This is a genomic window from Streptomyces sp. NPDC058008 (genome assembly GCF_042886395.1).
GTDB lineage: Bacteria > Actinomycetota > Actinomycetes > Streptomycetales > Streptomycetaceae > Streptomyces.
The window spans coordinates 1-19793 of the sequence record NZ_JBHVQX010000011.1; the positions used below are offsets into that span (position 1 = coordinate 1).

The window sequence follows — 19793 nt, forward strand, 5'->3', positions numbered from 1 at the left end:
GTTCCATCGGCAGGTAACGCACTACTGTGCTCGATCCCAGGTGCTTCACGAACGGCAGGCGCATGCGGACTACAGCCATTCGTTGATGGCCGCGACGAGGACAGTTGCCTCGTAGCGGACCGCGAGTTTGTCGTATCTCGTCGCCACGGCACGGTGTCTCTTGAGGCGGTTGATGCCGCACTCGACCGCGTGGCGCTCGCGCTAGTCGGCCGGGTCGAAGTAAGGCGGCCGGCCGCCGCGGGAGCCGAGCTTCTTGCGGTTGCGCGCCTGGTCGGTCTTGTCCGGGATGGTGCAGCGGATTCCGCGACGGCGCAGGTAGGCGCGGTTCTTGCGGGAGGCGTACGCCTTGTCGGCCCGCACGCGATGGGGGCGGACGCGTGGCCGACCCGGCCCGATGCGGGGCACGCGGACCTTCTCCAGCACCGGTTCGAAGTGCGGCAAGTCTCCGCGCTGCCCAGCGGTCACCACGATCGACATGGGCTTCCGGGGGAGTGGGAACGCCGGGCCGCTGCCGGCGAGCCGGTGTCCCCGACGACGTTCTCCACCGGCACCTCGCTGGCGTCGGCGACAACGCGTAGCGCCTGCTCGGTCCACACGGCCCGAGCGGTGCACGTCGCGCCGGACGACCGTCTCCCCCGCCGTGAACATCCTCACCGGTACCTCCCTCGCGAAGCCCGGACCGGACGTCGGACCGGGCGGGCACCATCTCGGCGCGCCGGGGCGGAGTGGGCAAGCCGCCGTTCGAGGGAGCGTGTGCTTCCACGCCGCGACCGGGCACGCCCCTCGGGCCTTTCCGGGGGGCGTGCCCCTCGGGCCCCTGCCTGGTCCCGTCCGATGGCGCGGCGATTCAGGGACCCGTCGCGCCGGGCGGCCCGGCGGCTCCCGGACCGCGTCACACGGCGGCGTGCCGGGCGTCGGTGGAGGCCTCGGCGGTGACGCCGTGCTGCTCTTCTTCGGGGCGTCCCTGTCTGGGCAGCAGGAAGGTGATCGCGAGGAACGCCACCAGCAGACATCCCTGGACGATCAGCGCACGCTGGAAGCCGCTCGTGAAGTCACCAATCCTGGCCTGGGCGAAGAACACCGATCCGAAGACCGCCACGCCGATGGAGCCGCCGACCGCCTGCACCGCCGACAGCACGCCGGAGGCGGAGCCGATCTCGTCGTCGTCGACCGCGGCGAGGATGAAACTGAAGAGGGCGGCGATCACCATGCCCGCCCCGATTCCCGCCACCGTGATGCCGGGGACGATGTCCCAGACGGAGAACGAGACGGCGCTGAGGCGGTCCAGCTCGAACCACAGGACGACCGCTCCGGCGAGCTGGATCAGCGGACCGATCTGGAGCACCTTGCGCCCGATCCTGTCGGCGAGGAACGCGCCGCTGACGGCTCCGCCGATCGCGGTGCCGATGGCGAGCGGCAGGTTGCCGAGTCCCGCGTCACCGGCGCTGAAGTGCCGGCCGATCTGGAGGAAGAGGGTGAGCACGAGCTGGGTGCCGATCAGGCCGCCGAAGAACAGGGCGATGCCGCCGAGCCCGACGGTGAAGGCGGGCTTGCGCAGCAGGCCGGGGGTGACCAGCGGCTCACGCCCTGCCGCGGATGTGCGGCGCTGCTGGAGGGCGAACAGGGCGAACCCGGCCGTGGAGGCGGCCAGGCAGAGCCATGTCCACAGCGGCCAGCCGTTCTCCTGCCCCTGGTTCAGCGGCAGCACCAGCAGGGCGCACGACGCCACGACCAGGGCGGCTCCGGTCATGTCGACCCGCACCGTGCGGTCGCCGGCCTTCGGGGGGACGAACTTCGCGGCGACGATCAGTGCCGCGATGCCGATGGGCAGGTTGACCAGGAACACGGACCGCCAGCCCAGGCCGAAGAAGTCGCCCTCGATGAGGAAGCCGCCGAGGACCGGGCCGATGATCCCGCCCAGGCCAAGGACGGGGCCGAAGATCGCGAAGACCTTGGTGAGTTCGGGCCCGGAGAAGTTCTCGCGCAGCAGGCCCAGGCCCTGGGGCAGGAGCATCGCCCCAGCGGTGCCCTGGAGCAGGCGGAAGGCGATCAGTGATTCGATGTTCGGCGCGACCGCGCACAGCAGCGAGGCGGTGGTGAAGGCCGTCAGGCCGATCAGGAACATCCGGCGCCGGCCGTAGCGGTCGCCGAGTCTGCCGCCGAGTACGAGTCCTGCCCCCAGGGTGAGGGCGTAGCCGCCGATGACCCATTGCAGTCCGACGGAACCGGCACCGAGGGACTCCTCCAGATCCGGTCCGGCGACGTTGACGATCGAGGCGTCCAGGAGGTCCATGATCTCCGCGACGATCATCACCACCAGGATCAGCCATCGCCACCGGTAGGGCCCGGCGTTCGTGTCGGGGGTGGGAGACGGGTCGCGCACAGCAGTTACCTCCATGGTAAAATAGTTCCACGGTGAAGGTAAAGTGGTGACGGTAGGTTGTCAAAGCGCAGGGACTGCGTGGACCGTACGGAAGGACAGAAGGGTGGAGGTCGGCATGGAGGAAGCCGTGCGCGACGGCGTTGCGGAGCGGCGTGAGCGGCTGATGGAGGCGTTGAGGGTCTACGGCGGTCACTACGCCGAACTCAGCCGGCGCTTCGCCGCCTGGTTGGGCCTGCACTCCACGGACGCGACCGCGGTCCTGGAGATCGCCGCCGCCGAGGAACGTGGCACTCCCCTGTCCCCGGCGCGGCTGAGCGAGCGCATTCCCCTGTCCACGGGCGCCACCACCGCGCTCCTGAACCGTCTCGAAGCGGCGGGGCACATCACCCGCGCCCGTGAGCACTCCGACCGGCGCATCGTCACGCTGCGCAGCGGCAGCCACATCCAGGAAAGGGCGGACGAGTTCTTCGGCCCGCTCGCGCACCGTCTCGACGCCACGATGTCCCCTTATCCGCCCGGGGTCCTGGAACAGTTCGAGGTGTTCATGGCCGACCTGAACACCGCCATGGACAGCCACCTCGCGGAACGGGATCCGGTGGCACGACGCTCCCCCCGCGCCCCTGACGGGCAGGCCCGCTGACCGGCTTGCACCCGGTGGGTGAGGGCCGCGACGGTCACCGTGCGGCTACCAGCCGACGGCGAGCCGCTGGGGGCTGCGGGAGGTCGTGCCGGTGCGCCAGGAGACCGTGTCCATGGGGTCGGCCAGGCGAAGGCCGGGGAAGCGGGCGGCCAGCCGGTGCAGGGCGAGCTGGAGCTCGGTGCGGGCGAGCCAGGCGCCGAGGCAGTAGTGGGGGCCGGCGCCGAAGGAGAGCGTGGGGGCCTCCAGCGGCGCGAACAGGTCGTGGAGGGTGGCGGGCGGGAAGACCTCGGGGTCGCGGTTGGCCATGCCGCAGTCGGCGAGCACGATCGAGCCGGCCGGGATCGTCACGCCGCCGACCTCGACATCCGTGGCGGCGTGCCGGGCGCTGCCGCGGTCGTCACCCAGGGGGACGAGGTGGATGATCCGGTCCGCCAGACGCCCGGCGGCCTCCTCGTCGGCACCGAGGCGGGGCCACGTCCCCGGACGTTCGCCCAGGAGGTAGAGCAGTGCGTTGCCCAGCATGGTCATGGTGCTGTCGTGGCCGCCGACGACCAGGCCGCAAACGAGGCCGACCAGGTGGGTCTCGGGGACGCCCCCTTCCTGGTCGGCGGCCGCGGCCAGCCCGCTGATCAGGTCGTCGCCGGGAGTCCGCCGCCGCTCGGTGAGGAGTTCCGCGCCGAAGGCCCGGAACTCCTTGAGTGCGCACGCCACCTGCGCACTGTCGTGGGTCCCGTCGGAGAAGGCGTGCTCGCTCCAGTACCGCATCCGGTCCCACGCCTGTTCGTCCAGCCCCATCAGCCGGCTGATCACCGCCACCGGCAGGGGGAGGGTGAACTCCGCCACCACGTCGGCCGGTTGCGGCGAGGCTTCCAGCCGGTCGAGGAGATCTTCCACGATCGCCTCGATCCACGGACGCCAGCGGGCGACGGCCCGCGGGGTGAACGCGCGGCTCAGTGTCCGGCGCAGTCGCAGGTGGTCGGGGCCGTCCTGGTTGAACATCAGGTCGGGGCTGTTCACGAGGTCGGGTACGTCGGAGAGGGCCGGTGCGTCGGGTGCGTACAGCAGGGCCCGGCCGAACCTCGGGTCGGAGAGCACCTGGCGGACGTCGGCGTAGCGGCTGACCAGCCAGGCGGGGGCGCCGCCGGGCAGTTCGGCGGGACGGGGCGGCCCCGGTTCGTCGAAGTGCAGGCGGTGCATGGGCACCTTCGCGGGAGGGGCGGGCTCGGTGGCGGACAACGTACCTCCTGGAACGGGCCGTCGGGCGCGTGCGGGGAGCGGGCGGGGTCACAGCTCGATGAGGACCTTGCCCCGGTTGGCCGCGTGCCCGGCGTAGAGGCTGGCGTAGGCGGCGGGGATGTTGTCGAAGCCGTGGTGCAGGGTGTGGTCGCAGACGACCTCCCCGCGCCGGACCTGGCCGCCCAGCTGGGTGTGCAGGTCCCGCCAGTTCTCGTCGGTGAACCATTCCAGGGAGAAGATGCCGCGGACGGTGGCGCGCGGGAACATGAGGTACGGCAGGAGGCGGGGGCCGGCGTACTCGTTGCCGACCTGGGTCGCCCACTGCCAGCAGACCGCCACCTGGGCGCCGACGTTGAGGAGGGGGAACACCGCGTCGGTGACCGTGCCGCCGAGGTTGTCGAAGTACCGGTCGACGCCGTCCGGGGCGGCCTGTTCCAGCGCCTCGCGGACGCTGTCCGCCGTGTCGCCGTGCCGGTAGACGATCACCGTGTGGAAGCCGAGCGCGGTGAGGCGCTCGGCCTTCTCCGGGGAGGAGGTGGTGCCGATCACCCGGGCGCCTTCGAGTGCGGCGAGCTGGCCGACGAGGGCGCCGACCGCTCCGGAGGCCCCGCTGATGACGAGGGTGTCGCCGGGCTTGATCGTCATGTACTTGGTGAGGGTGCCCCAGGCGGTCATGCCGGGGCCGCCCATCACGCTGAGGGCGGTCGGCAGCGGCAGGGCGTCGTCGTACCAGGCCGGGTCGAGCCGGCGGAAGTCGGGGAAGACCATCGGGAAGGTACCGGTCTGCCAGAGTTCGGCCGCGCCGGTGGAGATCAGGTGGGTGCGCCAGCCGCCGAAGCCCTGGACGAGGTCGCCGACGCGGTGGGCGGCGTCCGGCCCCGCCTCCACCACCTCCATGATGGAGTCGGCGCCCATGTGTCCGCCGATGGGGGTGTCGAGGGCGATGCCCTGGAGGTAGGGGTCGACGGAGACGTACCGGGTGCGCAGGAGCATCTCGTCGGGGGCGAGGGCGACGTCGACGTTCTCGACGACCTTCTCGTAGACGCGGTCCACGTCGGGGACCCCTTCGACGTGTTCGCGGACCACCCATTTGGCGATCTTCATGACTTCCTCTCCGTCGGTGCGGCGGGGTGAACGGGCACGGGGATGACGCGATGGGTCGGCGGGGGTGCGGTGAGGTCGAGGGACGCGGTGAAGGGTCTGCCGTCGTCGCGGCAGACGAACTGCATGACGTGGCGGCCGGCGGCGGCGGCCCGGATGAGGCCGCCGGTGGTGGCCCAGACCCCGGACTGGTAGAAGTCGCGCAGTCCGGGGAGGCCCGGACCGTGCTTCTTGATCAGTTCCTCGAGGGTCTCGCCGCTCTCGACGAAGGGCTGCCAGCCCAGGACGGTGCCGTCGTAGTTGCCGGTGTAGCGGACCTGGGTGAGGGGGCTGGAGACGTCGCGGACGACGATGGCGTCCCGCAGGCCGGGGTAGCGCTGGTCCAGGAAGCCGATGAGTGCCTCGCGGGCCCGGCGTTTCGCCGCGTAGTAGCCGCGTCCGTGGCGGACGGGCAGGGTGTGCAGCTCCTGGCCGCCGCGGGTGCGGGTGACCTGTTCGGGGCCCTCGTCCAGGGCCCGCCAGGGGGCGATGTCGCAGAAGTAGGTGGCGTAGACGACGGTGGTGCCGTCCGGGGACAGCTCGGGGTAGTGGCTGCTGCGGAACTGGACGTTGATGCTGGAGTGGCGGATGCCGGTCAGCTCGGCCGCCATGGCCTCGTCGAGGAGGTGCGTCGTGCAGGGAGCGCCCTGCGGGAAGGGACGGGACAGGCCGAGGAAGAGGGTGAAGTAGCCGGGGAAGACCATGCCGGGTTCGTGGATGGTCTCGGTGTAGAGCTTGCGGTAGTCCTCGCCGAGGTACTCGCCCTTCAGGAACTTCATGGTCGTGGTGTAGCCGTCGCAGGCCGACACGATGATGTCGGCGCGCAGTTCGCCGCCGTCGCTGAGCCGGACGCCGACCGCCCGGTCGTCCTCGACGATCACCGACTCGACCTTCGTGTTGTACGAGACCTCGCCGCCGAGCCGCCGGTAGCGGGCCTCGATCGACTCGGCGAGCCCGAGGGAGCCGCCTTCGGGGACGCCCGCGGACAGGTTGGCGTGCGAGGCGAGCTGGAAGTGGAACGGGAGGACGGGGAAGGCCGGGTGCTTCTCGTACAGGATGAAGTTGAACGCCTCCCGCAGCAGCGGGTCCTTGAACCGCGCCGAGAAGTCGCTCATCAGGACGGTGATGGTGGTGCGGACGGAGTTGAAGTAGGGCAGGAACGAGGCGAGCATCCGCCACCGCTCCCTTCGCCCCATCAGCCCGACGGGCTTGAGGAACGGGTAGACCGCGAGGGCCTTGCGGAAGCTGCGCAGTTGCCCGCAGAACGTGCGCACCAGGCGGGCGTCGGCGGGTGAGAGGGCGATGAGGTGGGCTTCGAGCCGGTCGGGGTCGGAGTAGAAGTGGACGGCCCGGCCGTCGGTGCCGCGCACGATGTTGAAGACGTCGAAGTGGCGGATCTCCTTGCCCTGGAGGGCTCCGAGTTCCAGCCAGATCTGGTGCATCTCGTTGCCGGGGCCACTGCCCAGGAGCCAGCTGACACAGGCGTCCAGGGTGTAGCCGCCGCGCTCCCAGGCGGTGCAGCAGCCGCCGGGCATCTCGTGCATCTCCAGGATGCGGGTGCGGTAGCCGTTCATCTGGGCGTAGCAGCCGGTGGAGAGGCCGCCGAGACCGGCCCCGATGATGATCATCGTTTCCCGGGGCCGGGCGCCGTCCTGCCCCGATCGCCTCGTGCCGCGGCTCATGAGTCCTCGCTCTCCCGGGCCGACCACCGGTCGAGCTGCGGCAGGTGGCCCAGCTTCCCGGGGTGCCACGGCTCGGTGCCCTTGCTCTCCCAGGCGCTGAACTCCAGGCCGAGTTCGCGGCAGAGGTACTGCACGGCGAAGCGGCCGGTGGAGGCGGCGCGGATCAGGCCGCCCATCCCGACCCACTGGCCGGCCATGGAGAAGCCGCTGAGGCCCGGAAGCCGCATGCGGTCCTTGCCGACCAGCCGCGCCGCGACGTCGTCGGCCTCCGAGAACGCCTTCCAGGCGAGGATGGAACCGTCCAGGTTGCCGGTGTAGCGGTGGGTCGTGGCGGGCGTGGCGACCTCCATGACGTCGATGCGGTCGGCGATGCCGGGGGTGCGGCGCTCCAGGAAGTCCCGGACGAAGTCGGCGACTTCTCGTTTGCGCCGGCGGTACTCCTTGCGGTTGCGGGTGCGCAGGTCCTTCCAGTGGGCGTAGTCGCTGAAGTAGGTGCAGTGCAGGACGGAGTGGCCCGGCGGGGCGAAGCCGCCGGAGTAGCGGGAGCGCGCCTGGATGACGAGGCTGTCCTGGAGTGCGCCGGGCAGGTTTCCCGCGTCGTCGGGGCCGAGGAGGTGGGTGGTGCTGTGCGCCTCGCCGGGGTCCAGGTCTCCGCGCAGGCCGACGAAGGCGGAGACGACGGCGGGGAAGAGGGTGCCGGGGCGGTGCAGGAGGTCGGTGTACAGCTTGTCGATGCGGGGGCCGGTGTACCGGCCGGCGAGGAGGCCGTAGACAGTGGTGTGGCCGTCGCAGGCGGAGACGATGTGCTCGGCGAAGTACCGTTTCCCGTTGCGGAGTTCGATGCCGATCGCCCGGTCGTTCTCGATCAGGATCCGTTCCGCGCGGGCGCGGTAGGTGACCGTGCCGCCGAGGTTGCGGTAGCGCTCCTCGACGGAGCGCGCGAGGCCGAGCGAACCGCCTTGCGGGAAACCGGCGTTGCCGTGGTGGGCGGCGGCGATGTTGAAGAGGTACGGCAGCAGCGGGAAGCCTTCCGGGTCCTGGAAGAAGATGTTGCGGAACGCCTTGCGCAGCAGCGGGTCCTGGAACCGGTCGGCGAAGACGTGCATCGGGGTGGCGGCGGTCCGCCAGAACAGGCGGAAGGCGGGGAGCACCGTGCGCAGGGTCTCGGCCCTCTCCCGTACGGTCCGCAGGGCGGGCGCGGTCAGGAACGGGTACAGCTCGATGTCGACGAAGCGCCGCAGGTCTCGGGTGAAGGCCCGGATGTGGGGGGCGTCGGCGGGTGAGAGTTCCAGGAGGTGTGCTTCCAGGCGGTCGGGGTCGTTGTAGAAGGTGACCGACCGGCCGTGTTCGTCCTCGACCTTGTTGAACAGCTCGAAGTTGGTCACCGACTTGCCGTCCAGGGCGCCGAGTTCGTTCCACACCTGCCGGGCGTCGTTGCCCGGGGCGGTGCCGATGAGCCACTCGATGCAGTAGTCGAAGAGGTATCCCTCGCGCGACCAGGCGGTGCAGCAGCCGCCGGGCAGCACGTGCTTCTCGAAGATGCGCGTCCTGGCTCCGCTCATCTGGGCGTAGCAGCCGGTGGAGAGGCCGGCCATGCCCGCGCCGACGACGATGACGCGGGGCGGGGTGCCCGGCGTGCGTCGCCTGCTGGTCCAGTCGCTCTCGTCCTCATCCGCCATGGGCCGCGTCTCCCGTCAGGACGGAGCGCACCAGTTCGGCGTTTCTGGGCAGGTGCTTGGCGTCGAGCATGTCGGCGTGGGTGCCGGAGCCGCGGAGCACGGCGGTGGCGGCGGTGGAGCTGCCGTGCCAGGTGCCCAGTTCCCCGGCGGCGTAGAGGGCGGCCTTGTCCTCGTCGGTGATCACGCTGACCGCCGCGGTGACGGTGCCGGTGTTGGGGGTGCGCCCGCAGAAGGCGAGGTATTCGGCGGCGTGGGCGAGGGTCTCCTGGGCGACGGCTTCGGACCCGGTGTGTTTGCGCAGGTGTTCGGCGAGTTCGCTCTCGAAGGCGGCGATGCCGGAGGCGTCCGGTTCGTAGGTGGTGAGGATGCGGCGGGAGTCGAGGATGACGACGTGGTCGACGCGGCGTCCCCTGCGCTCCAGCTCCTTGGCGGTCTCGAAGGCCAGGTTGCCGCCGAGTGAGTAGCCCAGGAGCCGGCAGGGGCCGTCGGGCTGGGCGGTCTCGACCAGGTCGGCGTACCGGGCGGTCTTGTCGTCGCCGGGCAGGTAGTTGAAGCCGATGACGGTGTGGTCGGGGAGGTGTGCGGCCAGGCCCCGGTAGACGAGGCCGTGGCCGCCTGCGGGCGGGAAGCAGAAGAGGTGGGGGTGCTGTCCGGCGTTGAAGGTGAGGAGGGGCAGTTCCTCGGCGCTGGTGCCGTGCAGTACGTCCTCGACGGTGGCGGCCATGCCATGCAGGGTGGTGACCTGGTAGAGCCTGCTGACGGGGACGCCGACGCCGAACTCGGTGCGCAGGTGGTGGAGGAGTTCGATGAGCTTGATCGAGCTGCCGCCGAGCTCGAAGAAGTCGTCCTCCAGGCCGACCTGTTCACGCCCCAGGAGGGTCTTCCAGTGCCGGGCGACACTGGTCTCGTAGAGGGTCGCCGGTTCCTCGTGGGGCCGGTCCCCCGCCTCGGCCAGGGGGGCCGGCAGGGCTGCCGTGTCGACCTTGCCGTTGGGCGTCAGCGGCAGGGTGGGCAGTTCGACGAAGTGGGACGGGATCATGTACGAGGGCAGCGAGCGGGCCAGGTGGCGGCGCAGGGCACGGACGTCCAGGGGGGTGCGGGGCGCGGTCACGCAGTAGGCGCAGAGCACCGCGTCTCCCCCGGTGTCGGTGCGCACGGTGACGACGGCCCGGGTGAGCGGGGGCCACTGGGCCAGGTGGGCCTCGATCTCACCGATCTCGATGCGGTGGCCGCGCAGTTTGACCTGGCCGTCGGTCCGGCCGAGCAGGTGGACCCGGCCGTGGGCGTCCCAGCGGGCGATGTCGCCGGTGCGGTAGAGGCGTTCGGGGCGGGCGCCGCGGCCGAGGGCGCGGGTGACGAAGCGCTCGCCTGTCTGCTCGGGGTCTCCGGCGTAGCCGAGGGCGACTCCCTGGCCGCCGATCCAGAGTTCGCCGGGGACTCCGGGCGGGACCGGTTCGCCGTGGGTGTCGAGGACGTGGAGGGTGCTGTTGGCGAGGGGGCGGCCGATGGGGACCATGGCGCCGGGCTCCAGGTCGTCGACGGGTCCTTCGAAGCAGGCGCTGTCGATGGTGGCCTCGGTGAGACCGTAGGAGTTGACGAGGCGGGTGCCGGGCCCGCACAGCTCGGCCAGTCGGCGGTACTCCCCCACGCTCCAGGCGTCCGAGCCCACCACCAGGAGCCGCAGGAAGTCCAGCCGCAGCCCCTCGCGTGCGCAGTGGTCCATCAGGCCGCGCACGACCGCGGGGACGAACTCGGCGCATTCGACACGTTCCTGACGCATCGTCCGGTAGAGGCGCGTGGTGTCGAAGAGGAGGTCGCGGTCGGCCAGGACGAGGGTGCCGCCCGAGCACAGGGCGCGCGTGAGGTCACCGGTGAACACGTCGAAGGACGGTTCGGCCATCTGGAGGTGCACCCGGACATCGGTCTCCAGCCGGTATTCCTGCTGCCAGGCGGCGTACGCGGAGGCGAGGTTGCCGTGGCTGACGCGGACGGCCTTCGGGCGGCCGGTGGAGCCGGAGGTGGTGATGACGTACGCGGGCGAGTCGGGACCGGGTCCGGCCGCCGGTCCGTCGGGGTGCGGGGCGGTGCGGGCGAGCGCGCCGAGGGTCAGCGTGGGGACGGTCAGGGCTCCGGTCCGCTCCGGCACGGCGTCGTCCGCCACGAGGACGAGTTGCGCACCGGTGGCCGGGACGAGGTGGGCGAGCCGGTCGGCCGGATGGTCGGGGCGCAGCGGGAGGTAGGCGGCGCCGGCCTTGAGCACGGCCAGCAGGGCGATGATCAGCTCGGGTGACTTCTCCAGGCACAGTACGACGACCGAGCCTTCGCCGACGCCGAGCGTACGCAGCCGGGCGGCGGTGTCGTCGGCCCGCCGGACCAGCTCCGCGTAGGTCAGCCGGTGCGCCTGGCCGCGCGGGGAGGGCGTGGTCACGGCGATGGCGGCGGGGTGTTCGGCGGCGATGCGGCCGATCAGTGCCTGGACCGGGGTGAAGGGCTCGTCCTCCGTGGGTGCGGCGGGCGGCAGGGCCGGGCGGCTCCACTCCTGGAGGAGCTGTTCCCTCTCCCGGTCGTCGAGCATCTGCAGCCGGGAGGCGGGCTGTTCGCCCGGGGCGTGGGTCAGCCGGTCAAGGAGCCGGGTGTAGTGGGCGGCCATGCGGCGCATGGTCTCGGGGAGGAAGAGGTCGGTGTTGTACTTGAACACGCAGTGGAAGCGGCCCTCGGCCTCGTCCTCGTAGACGGACAGTGTTATGTCGAACTGCCCTTCCTCCTCCGGTAGTTCGATGTACTCCAAGCGGTAGCCGTACTGCTCGGTGGCCACCTTGTGGGTCAGCAGGATGAACATCGCCTGGAAGACGGCGGAGCGGCTGGGGTCGTGCTGGAGGCCCAGTTCCTCGACGAGGAGGACGAAGGGGTACTCCTGGTTGTCCAGCCCGCCGAGTACGGTCCGGCGTACCTGCTGGAGCAGTTCGGCGACGGTGGGGTCCTCGGACAGGTCGGCGTGGAGCGGCAGCGGGTTGACGAAGTAGCCGTAGACGGAGGCGAAGTCCTGCCGGGTGCGGCCGGTCACCGGGCTGCCGACGACGATGTGGTCCTGCCCGGAGTAGCGGTGCAGCAGGAGGTAGTAGGTGCTGAGCAGCACCATGAACGGGGTGACGCCGTGGGCGCGGGCCAGCGCGTGGACGCGGGCGCTGAGCTCCGTGTCGAGGACGAAGAACTCGGAGGCCCCGTTGTGGGTCTGCACGGCCGGGCGGGGCTTGTCGACGGGGAGGTCCAGGAGCGGGACCTCGGCAGGCAGGTGGGAGCGCCAGTAGTCGAGCATGCCGGCCGCCTCGGGCCCGGCCAGGAATGCGTTCTGCTGGTTGAGGAAGTCGAGGTAGCGGGCCTCGGCCGTCGGCAGCCGGGGTTCCTGGCCGCGTCGCAACGCCTCGTACACCGCGAGGAGTTCCTCGATGAAGGTGAAGGTGGAGATGGCGTCGGAGACGATGTGGTGGACGGCCTTCATGATGATCCAGCGGTCCGGGCCCCGCTTGAAGAGGCGGAAGCGGACCAGGGGGTCCTGGGCGAGGTCGTAGGGCTTGCGGTACTCCTGGACGATCGTCGCGTGGATGCTCTCCCAGTCCTCGCCCTGGACGTCGAAGAGGGCGAGGTCGCTCGGGCCGTCCTCGGAGACCCGCTGCACGGCCTGCCCGTCCACCAGGAGGAAATTGGTGCGCAGCGCCGGGTGGCGGGCGATGAGGCGGCGGACGGCCTCGAACATCAGGTCCGGGTCGAGGGCGATCTCGACCTCGACGGCCCCGCCGATGTTGTAGGCGTAACCGTCGGGGTTGAGGTGTTTGAGGAACCAGAGCGCCTTCTGGTTCTGGGTCAGCGGGTACTGCCGTTCGTCGGTGTGGAGTTCGACCGCGCCCGTCGTCCCGTCGGGGTCGTCCGCCGAGGCGGCGAGGGTGGTGAGGCCGTCGTGGAGCTGGGCGGCAAGCTCTCCGGCGGGGGTGCCGCTGAGCAGGGCGACCACGGGCAGGGCGACGCCGAGTTCGGCGAGGATGCGGGCCCGCAGTTCCATGGCGAGGAGCGAGTCGAGCCCGAGATCGCCGAGGCCGGTGGCGGGGTCGATGCGGTCGGCGCCGGTGCGCAGCACGGTGGCCGAGAGCGCGGCGAACCGTTCGGTGACCAGGGTGCGGCGGGTCTGCGGGTCCGCGGCGCGGAAGGTGTCCAGGAATCCGTTGCCGGAGCCGGCGTCGCGTGGCGGGGCGGCGGCTGCCGCAAGGTCGGCGACCAGCGGTGGCGGGGACGGGTACCAGGCGAGGAAGACGGGCCAGTCGACGACGGTGGCGACGACCAGCTGGGCGTGGTCCTGGCCGATGACCCGTTCCAGGACGGCCATGCCGGCGTCCGGGGAGAGCGAACTCATGCCCCGGCTGTACAGGTAGTGGTCGACCAGGCCGAGCTCCTCGATCATCCCCGTGGCCCAGGGGCCCCAGTCGAGGCTGAGCGCGGGCAGTCCCTGGGCGCGGCGGTGGTGGGCGAGGGCGTCCAGGAAGGCGTTCCCGGCGGCGTAGTTGGTCTGGCCGGCCGTGGTCAGCAACGAGGCGATGGAGGCGAAGAGCACGAAGTGTTCGAGGGGTTCGTCCCGCAGGAGCCGGTGCAGGAGGTGGGCGCCGACGGTCTTGGGGTCGTGGACGGCGTCGAAGGCGGACCGGTCGAGGTCGGCGACGAGGGTGTCGCGGACCTGGCCGGCGAGGTGGAACACCCCGTGCACGGGCGGTGCTCCGCTGTGCCGGTAGGCGTCGAGCCAGCCGGTCAGGGCGTCCTCGTCGGTGATGTCGAGTGTCGCCAGGACGGGCTGCGCGCCGAGCGTCTCCAGCTCACGGAGCAGGGCCACGGCCCGGCCCTCGGCGGTGGCGGGGTCGGCGCCGGCCCACTTCTCGCGGGCCGGGACGGGGGTGCGGCCGACCAGCACGATCCGGCGTGCCCCGCGGCGTACGAGCGTGCGGCACAGCAGGCGGCCGAGTGCGCCGAACGCGCCGGTGACGAGATAGCTCCCGTCGGCCCGCAGGCGGGGCGGCAGCGGCCGGGTCAGGCCCTCGGCGGGGCGGAGGCGGCTGGTGCGGCGGCCGCCGTCGCGCAGGGCGATCTCCTCCTCGTCGGCGCTCAGCACCTCCGCGAGGAGTGCCGCTGCCTCGGCGCGGTCGCCGTCGGGGCCGGGCCGGCGGCTCGGGTCGAGGTCGATGAGCTTGCCGGGGTGGCCGGTGAGCTCCTGGTGGCGCAGCACGCGGCCGATGCCCCAGGCGGGCGCTCCGAGGGGTTCGGGCGCCTCGCCGGGCAGGGCGGGCTGGGCTCCCCGGGTCACGATGTGCAGGCGTCCTCCCCCGCCGCGGGCGGCCAGCAGCCGGGCCAGGACGATCAGGGAGTACGCGCCCGCGCCGGTGTGGTCGCGCAGCGAGGTCCTGTCGCAGTCGGCGAGGGTGGGTGCGTCGAGGTTCCACAGGTGCAGGACGGGCCCCCGGAAGGGGCCGCCGTCACGGTCGAGGTCGGCGAGCAGGCAGCGCAGATCGGAGTCGGAGGCGGGATCGACGGTGTAGGTGCGGCCGTCGGCGGAGGCGGTGTAGGCCGCGCCCCGGCGGACCAGGCGGCAGCGTTCGCCACGGGCTGCGGCCAGGGTGGCGAAGGCGTCCGCGACGCCCGCTCCGTCGGCGAGGAGCAGCCAGTCCAGGTCGGGTGCGGTGGCCGTGGACGCGGGTCGCGCCTCGCCTCCGCGCACCGCGGTCCGGTCGCCGGCACCGGTGGGGCGCGCGTCCTGCGGCGGGGTGTCGGGGGCCGCCGTCTCCCCCTGCGGGAGGGTGCTTGTGTCCTCGGCGGACAGCGGCGGGCAGTCGGTCCAGACGGGCTCGGCGAGCCAGGAGTCGATGGTGGTCCGGGCGACGGCGGTGGCCGCCTTCTCCACGTCGGCGGCGCGGAAGCCCTGGACGCGGCCCAGCCGGGCGCCGTCGTCGGCGTACAGGGCGATGTCGCCGAGGGTGGTGTCCGCGTCGGCGGCCCGGAGGGTGGCGTGGGCCCAGAACGGCTGGTCGCCGATGGGTTCGAGGGCGGCCTCCTCCAGGGAGAGCGGCAGTCTGATCCCGGCGTCCGGAGCGGGTCCTTCGAGGATCAGGGGCGCCAGGAGGGTCTGGAAGCAGGCGTCGAGGAGTACGGGGTGGAGGTGGTGGCCGGCGGCGGCGTCGCCGATCGCCCGGGGCGGGCGGATCCGGGCGAGGACCTCTCCGGTGCCGATCCATACCTCCTCCACGGCCTGGAAGGCGGGGCCGTAGTGGTAGCCGAGGGCGGCCAGCGCGGTGTAGCAGTCGGGGCCTTCGAGGTGCCGGAGGGACCTGGCCCGGATGGCGGGGGCGTCGAGCGGCGGGGTGGTCCGGCGGCGCTGGCCGGTGCGGACGATTCCGCTCGCGTGCACGGCCCTCTCCCCGTCCTCCGCGGTCGGGGAGGCGATGGTGAAGGCGGCGTCCTCCAGGGAGAGCGACACCTCCACGGTGCGGTCCTCGCCGTCGGGCAGGAAGAGCGCCTTGCGCAGTTCGACGTCGGCGAGGACGGCGGTGGTGCCTCCGGTGAGCCGCAGGACGGCCTGGGCGGCCATCTCCAGGTAGCCGGAGGCGGGGAAGACCACGGTGTCCTGGATGCGGTGGTCGGCGAGGTACGGCAGGTCCTCGGTGCCCAGTCGGGCCTGCCAGGTGGGTTCGGTGGCGTCGGTGCGGCGGCCGAGGAGCGGGTGGTCGCGGTGGCCCAGGCGGATCTGGGCCACCGCGCGCGGCTCCGTCCAGTGGCGGTCGCGCCGGAAGGGGTGGCGGGGCAGGGTGACCGGGCGGCCCGCGGGCTGGAGCAGGTCCCAGTCGACGGGAACGCCCAGGGTGTGGAGTGATCCGAGCGACACGGCGAAGCGTTCGCTCTCGTTCTCCTGGCGGCGGATCGAGGGCAGGGTGAGCCCGGCCGTGGAAGCCGCGTCGAGGCATTCGCGGATCGCGTGGCCGAGGACCGGATGCGGGCCGATCTCCAGGAACACCCGGTGTCCGTCGCCCGCGATGCGGTCGACCGCTGACCGGAAGCGCACCCGGTCGCGGACGTTCTTCCACCAGTAGCCGGCGTCCAGTTCCTCGCCCTGGGCGGTGCCCTCGACTCCCGTGAGATACAACGGGACCTCGGCCGGGCGCGGCTCCAACGGGGCCAGTACGTCCAGGAGTTCGTCCTTGATGTTTTCCATGACGACGCTGTGGTAGGGAACTTCGACGGTGAGGAACTTCGCGAACCGCTGCTCGGCCCGCAACTCCTCGGCCAGCAGGGTCAGCGCCGCCTCGTCACCTGCCAGGGTGATCGCGGTGGGGCTGTTGACGGCGGCGACGGAGACGCGGTCGCTGTAGGGGCGTACCCGGCGTTCCGCCTCGTCCTCGGACAGGCTGACGGCGAGCATGGCGCCCGTACCGGCCAGGGTCTGCTGGAGCCGGCTGCGGTGTACGACGATCCTCGCCGCGTCCCGCAGGGAGTAGACGCCTGCCGCGTGGAAGGCGGCGATCTCGCCGGTGCTGTGGCCGACCACGGCGTCGGGACGCACCCCGTGGGACCGCCACAGGGCGGTGAGGCCGACCTGCACGGCGAAGTTCGCGGGCTGGGCGATCCAGGTCTCGCTCATCCGGGAGGCGGACTCGTCGGCGGTCATCTCCCCGATGAGGGACCAGTCGGCGAACTCCCGCATCGCCCGGTCGCACGCGAGGACGGCGTCCCGGAAGACCGGTTCCTCCTCCAGCAGTTGGCGGCCCATGCCCCACCACTGGGGGCCCATGCCGGTGAAGACCCAGGCGAGCTTCCGGTCGGCGGCGTCCCGGGCCCGGCCGTGGACGACCCCGGGGTGGGGCTCGCCGCGCTCGTGGGCGGCGAGCGCCTCCTCCAGGAGGGCGCGCGAGGAGTAGACGACGGACAGCCGCTCGGGCAGGTGCTGACGGCGGTGGGCCAAGGTGTGGCCGAGGTCGTCGAGGGCCACGGCCGGGCCGTTGTCACCCGCGAGTTCACCCCGGATCCCGCCCGCCATCTCCTTCAGGGCGTCCGGGTTGCGGGCGCTGAGCGGCAGGAGGCTCCAGGACCGCCGGGCGGGCGGCGCGGGGCAGGTCTCCGGCGGGGCGGGCGGGGCCTCCTCCAGGACGACATGGGCGTTGGTGCCACCGAATCCGAAGGAGTTCACACCCGCGCGCGCGGGCCCCTCGTGGTCGGGCCAGTCGGTGGGCCGGGTGGGGATCTCGTAGGGCAGGGCGGCCGGGTCGATGGCGGGGTTGAGGTTCTCCAGGTTGATGTGGGGCGGGATCACGCGGTGCTTGAGGCTCAGTACGGTCTTCATCAAGCCGGCGATCCCGGCAGCGGATTCGGTGTGGCCGATGTTCGTCTTCACCGAACCGACGTAGGCGCGCGTGCCCGGGGCCCGTCCGACGGCCAGCGCGCGGGCCAGGGCGCTCGCCTCGATCGGATCGCCGACCGGGGTCGAGGTACCGTGCGCCTCCATGTACTGGAGGTCTCCCGGGGTGATGCCCGCCTCGGCGCAGACCCGCCGGATCAGGTCGACCTGGGCGTCGGGGTTGGGCACGGTGATGCCGTTGGTGTGGCCGTCCTGGTTGACGCCGCTGCCGAGGATCACCGCGTGGATCCGGTCCCCGTCCCGTACCGCGTCCTCCAGCCGCTTCAGGGCGACCAGGCCCACGCCTTCGGCGCGTACGTAGCCGTCGGCGGCGGCGTCGAACGTACGGGAGCGGCCCTCCGGCGACAGGAACCCGCCCTTCGTCTCGGCGATGGTGTACTGCGGGGCCATGTGCAGCAGGGTGCCGCCTGCCAGGGCGAGGTCGCTCTCCCCGTTGTTCAGCGCCTGGCACGCGAGGTGGACGGCCACCAGGGAGGAGCTGCACGCGGTGTCGACGGACAGGCTGGGACCGCGGAAGTCGAAGCAGTACGAGATGCGGTTCGACACCATCGTCATCATGGTGCCGGTCGCGGTGTGGGCGGCCAGGGAGGTGAAGCCGAGGTCGGCGAACTGGAGGATCTTGTAGTCCAGGGTGAACGCCCCGACGTAGACGGCCACGTTGCCGCCCGCGAGATCGGCGGGCCGCTGGCCGCCGTCCTCCAGTGCCTCCCAGGCCACTTCGAGCAGCTTGCGCTGCTGCGGGTCCATGTGGTCGGCCTCGCGGGGGCTGATGCCGAAGAACGCGGGGTCGAACTCGTCGAAGCCGTCGATGTATCCGCCGCGGCCACCGACGAGGCGTCCTGGTCTGTCGCGGTACCGGCTGCCGAGCGTTCCCACGTCGTAGCGGTCGGGCGGGGTGGGCGTGATGCAGTCCTTGCCCGCCACCAGGTTCCGCCAGAACGTGCGATGGTCCGAGGCGCCGCCGGGCAGACGGCAGCCCATCCCGACGATCGCCACCTTGGCCCGTGACGTCCGGTTGTTCGCATCGGACATGTCGAACTCCTCAACTCGTGGTGGAACGGCAGGGGACGGCGGTCACTCCGGTCGGGAGCCCTGCGAGGGTCGGCGCCGCCAGGGGTGCAGGAAGGCGGCGAGGATCTCGCCGGTTCCGGGAAAGGAGGCGGGGTCGTGGAGGCCGACGGCGGCGGGTTCGCGGCCGGGGCGCCAGGTGAAGCTGCCGAGGAGGTGGTCCCAGCACGACAGGTCGGAGCCGTAGTGGCCGGCTTCGGCCAGATCGGTGCTGTGGTGCAGTCGGTGCTGCTCGGGACTGGCCAGCAGATGGTTGAGCGCTCCGATGCGTACGTCGATGTTCGCGTGGACGAAGTAGCCCTGGGCGGCGACGAAGAGTCCGACCACCAGGACGGCGGGCCGGGAGAATCCGACGAGTGCCAGGGCCAGTTGGACGAGCCCCTGCGCCAGGACGATGTCCAGCACGTGGTTGACGCCGTTGTTGGCGACGTTGACCTTCTCCGGCACGTGGTGGACCCCGTGCAGCCGCCAGAGCAAGGGGTTGCGATGGCCCAGCCGGTGCACCAGGTAGCTGGCGAGCGATCCGGTGAGGAGCGCGCCCGGGATCTCGATCCCCAGGTGGTAGGTCGGCTCCGCCGGTGAGATGAGGCCGACGGCCAGCGCGACGAGCAGTTGAGCCAGTCCGCTCCCGGCCATGGTGAGCAGGAAGTAGACGCCGTAGAAGAACCATTCCTTCTTTTCGGGGTGCCAGTTCCGGTCGTAAGGAATCAGCCGCTCCAGGAGGACGAGATAGCTGATGACCCCGAGCAGGAAAAGCGGGCTGACCCATGACGGATCCCACTTCTGCCGCACTGCGAACACCCCGACGAGAATGACCGCGAGGAGGAGCACGGGATAAGCGGACACACGGAGGAAACAGACTGCGGAATCACCGACCACCCCCCTACGGGAAACCGAAAAGTCGGCCGAATAGATTTCGCCATCTGCGGCACGCTCGCACTCGTCCATCCGTGACCCCCGACAGGAGACGCTAACCGGAAGAAGGATCGATGCATCGCATCAGAGCAGGCCAGGGCAGCCTTGGACGCATCGGTGAACCCAGGGGGCGACCCTGGCCCTGCATTGACGTTTTTCAGACATCCAGCCCCGACGGAATTCGGCCGCGGTGTGGACTGACACCTGCGGCCCCATCAGCCCAGGTAATACATTTCCCGATCTCACGGCTTCAATCACGTCCGACTCGGAGAAATCATCCGACCTCATTTCCCAGGGGAGGTAATGCAAGGCGATTCGCACAGCCGAGGCAAGTTCATTTGTGCGAACCTTTACTTCGCAGGATCGTCCCGGCACCTCGGGGCGGCGCATTCCCGTGCCGCGCTTACTTTTCTCACGCCCGGGCGCACGCCCGAGGGGAGAACGGTGCGCCCGCGCGAAGTCGGCATTCCGGGGGCCCGCGTATACCTCACGGGCAGCTGGGGAGAACCCGGCGGTCAGCGAGCGGGGCGGGGGCGGGCGGGGGCCCCGCCGGGACAGCGGCTACAACCGCGCGGGGGGGGCGGGGGGGGCGGGGGGGGGGCCGGCG

9 protein-coding genes are annotated in these 19793 nt (G+C 71.5%); 1 reads left to right on the forward strand and 8 read right to left on the reverse strand.

Annotation, left to right across the window (positions count from 1 at the left end; translation table 11 throughout):
* Positions 1–201: 201 nt before the first annotated feature.
* Positions 202–648: a transposase gene (locus tag ACFVS9_RS13285; protein WP_389932057.1), complete on the reverse strand. Its 447-nt coding sequence runs from the start codon at positions 646–648 to the stop codon at positions 202–204.
* A gap of 244 nt (positions 649–892) precedes the next feature.
* Positions 893–2398 carry an MFS transporter gene (locus ACFVS9_RS13290; RefSeq protein WP_389931848.1) on the reverse strand — a complete coding sequence of 502 codons (1506 nt, stop codon included), beginning with the start codon at positions 2396–2398 and terminating at the stop codon, positions 893–895.
* Between the two features lie 100 nt (positions 2399–2498).
* Between ACFVS9_RS13290 and ACFVS9_RS13295 the strand changes: the two genes are divergently transcribed.
* Positions 2499–3023 carry a MarR family winged helix-turn-helix transcriptional regulator gene (locus ACFVS9_RS13295; protein ID WP_389931850.1) on the forward strand — a complete coding sequence of 175 codons (525 nt, stop codon included), beginning with the start codon at positions 2499–2501 and terminating at the stop codon, positions 3021–3023.
* Positions 3024–3068: 45 nt separating this feature from the next.
* On the opposite strand, the gene ACFVS9_RS13300 is transcribed toward ACFVS9_RS13295, so the two are convergent.
* The 6 genes from ACFVS9_RS13300 to ACFVS9_RS13325 all read right to left on the reverse strand — a co-directional run bounded on the left by ACFVS9_RS13300 (position 3069) and on the right by ACFVS9_RS13325 (position 19219).
* Positions 3069–4220 (reverse strand): cytochrome P450, encoded by a 1152-nt coding sequence (locus ACFVS9_RS13300; RefSeq protein ID WP_389932059.1) that lies wholly within the window; start codon positions 4218–4220, stop codon positions 3069–3071.
* 87 nt (positions 4221–4307) lie between these two features.
* Positions 4308–5363 carry an MDR family NADP-dependent oxidoreductase gene (locus tag ACFVS9_RS13305; protein WP_389931851.1) on the reverse strand — a complete coding sequence of 352 codons (1056 nt, stop codon included), beginning with the start codon at positions 5361–5363 and terminating at the stop codon, positions 4308–4310.
* On the reverse strand, positions 5360–7081 hold the full coding sequence (locus ACFVS9_RS13310) for a phytoene desaturase family protein (RefSeq protein WP_383116566.1): 1722 nt from the start codon (positions 7079–7081) through the stop codon (positions 5360–5362). The genes ACFVS9_RS13305 and ACFVS9_RS13310 overlap by 4 nt, the downstream gene beginning before the upstream one ends.
* The gene (locus tag ACFVS9_RS13315) at positions 7078–8760 is read right to left on the reverse strand and encodes a phytoene desaturase family protein (protein WP_389931853.1); all 1683 of its coding nucleotides are present in this window, start codon (positions 8758–8760) and stop codon (positions 7078–7080) included. The genes ACFVS9_RS13310 and ACFVS9_RS13315 overlap by 4 nt, the downstream gene beginning before the upstream one ends.
* Positions 8750–18235 (reverse strand): amino acid adenylation domain-containing protein, encoded by a 9486-nt coding sequence (locus tag ACFVS9_RS13320; protein ID WP_389931855.1) that lies wholly within the window; start codon positions 18233–18235, stop codon positions 8750–8752. Before ACFVS9_RS13320 ends, ACFVS9_RS13315 begins: the two co-directional genes overlap by 11 nt.
* 42 nt (positions 18236–18277) lie before the next feature.
* Positions 18278–19219: a sterol desaturase family protein gene (locus ACFVS9_RS13325; protein ID WP_389931857.1), complete on the reverse strand. Its 942-nt coding sequence runs from the start codon at positions 19217–19219 to the stop codon at positions 18278–18280.
* Positions 19220–19793 lie beyond the last annotated feature (574 nt).